The sequence below is a fragment of the Mesorhizobium sp. M7A.F.Ca.CA.003.01.2.1 genome (genome assembly GCF_003998945.1).
In the GTDB taxonomy this organism is placed as follows: domain Bacteria; phylum Pseudomonadota; class Alphaproteobacteria; order Rhizobiales; family Rhizobiaceae; genus Mesorhizobium; species Mesorhizobium ciceri.
This window is the reverse complement of the sequence record NZ_RZRA01001269.1, coordinates 1-1,208: the sequence shown is the minus strand read 5'-3', so window position 1 is coordinate 1,208 and position 1,208 is coordinate 1. Positions and strand designations below refer to the sequence as shown.

The window sequence follows — 1,208 nt, the reverse complement described above, 5'->3', positions numbered from 1 at the left end:
CGCCGCGCCCCGCCATGACCGAAGATGTCGTAGCGCTTGCCGGTGTCCGGGGCGATGAAATAGCTCATGTTCTCGACGATGCCGAGCAGCGGCACGTCGACCTTCTTGAACATGTTGAGGCCTTTTCGCGCGTCGATCAGGGCCAGGTCCTGCGGCGTCGAGACGATGACGGCGCCAGCCAGCGGCACCTGTTGGGCCATGGTCAGTTGCGCGTCGCCGGTGCCGGGCGGCATGTCGACGACGAGCACGTCGAGCCGACCCCATTCGACTTCACGCAGCATCTGCGTCAGTGCCGACATCACCATCGGGCCACGCCAGATCATCGGCGTTTCCTCGTCGACGAGGAAACCCATCGACATCACCTTCAGGCCGTAATTCTCCATCGGTTTCAGGATCTTGCCGTCGACGGTCTGCGGCCGGCCGTGGATGTTGAGCAGCCTTGGCATGGACGGGCCGTAGATGTCGGCATCGAGCACGCCGACGCGCAGGCCGTTGGCGGCGAGGCCGAGCGCGATGTTGACGGCGGTGGTCGACTTGCCGACGCCGCCTTTGCCGGAAGCAACGGCAATGATCGCTTCGATACCGGGCACGCCACGCTTGCCCGAGCTGTGCGAGGCCGGCGCGTGCGGAGCCGCACGCGGCGCGGCGGCAGCGGGCGCAGCCGGCGGAACGGGCCTGGGTGCGGGGCGCGATGGAACCGGCGCCTCCATGCCGCCGCCCCTCTTCTCCGCCGTCAGCGCGACGACGGCGCCGGCGACACCGGGGATCGCCTTGACGACACGCTCGGCAGCGGCGCGCAGCGGCTCCATTTCCTGGGCGCGGGCGGCGGGAACGGTAATCGAGAAGAAGACCTTCCCGTCGGCGATGAAAATTTCCGAAACCATGCCGAGGTCGACGATGTTGCCGGTGAAATCCGGCCCGTTGACCGTCTTCAGACGCTCGGTGACGATTTCCTTGGTGACGGACATGGCAGTTTTTCCTTACGCAGCTTGCGCCTGAGATGCAGCTTGCACCTGAGATAATGCAGTTTCCGGACAGAACCAAGCCGTGGAGCAATGGCTGTCTTGGCGTGCCTGAAAAACCGGCGGGTCCTGCCGGATTTCATCCGCGCCAAACGTCCTCCAGATAAGCGAGCGCCGATGCGGCCAGCAATCAATCCAGCCGACAGTCGCCAAACGATCGCAGCGACCTATTTCAACGACCAGCAC

1 protein-coding gene is annotated in these 1,208 nt (G+C 65.1%); it reads right to left on the bottom strand.

Annotated elements, in window-relative coordinates; all coding sequences use genetic code 11:
* The coding region (locus EN969_RS31865) for an Mrp/NBP35 family ATP-binding protein (protein ID WP_164758703.1) at positions 1–968 on the bottom strand (968 nt) is incomplete at its 3' end.
* Between the last annotated feature and the right edge of the window lie 240 nt (positions 969–1,208).